Below are 293 nucleotides of genomic sequence, written 5' to 3'. Positions count from 1 at the left end.
GTATTGGCTGATTTACCGTTACGTTGATTACTGCTATTGATCAAATCAGACAGCATGTTTTGTACCCATTGACGGATTTGTCCAATATCGCTATCACTGTTTTGATGGGGCTCAAAGGACTGCTGCTGCGGGCGACTGGTAGATGCTGAGGCAATTAATTTGGGTAATATCTCAAGCGTCATACCGCTCGGTAACAATACGATGCCGATATAATGCTCGACCTTGAGCTGCCATTGTCCCTGTTTGCGTTTAATAGTAAATACAGCAAACTCTTGCGCCATCAACCAATGAAA

At 43.7% G+C, this 293-nt stretch carries 1 pseudogene; it reads right to left on the bottom strand.

Annotated elements, in window-relative coordinates:
- Positions 1–293 (bottom strand): annotated as a pseudogene (locus AAEY72_RS14430) (McrC family protein); the annotation flags it as partial.

This window comes from Psychrobacter sp. W2-37-MNA-CIBAN-0211 (assembly GCF_040309405.1).
GTDB classification, from domain to species: domain Bacteria; phylum Pseudomonadota; class Gammaproteobacteria; order Pseudomonadales; family Moraxellaceae; genus Psychrobacter; species Psychrobacter glaciei.
This window is presented reverse-complemented; position numbering and strand designations above follow the sequence as displayed.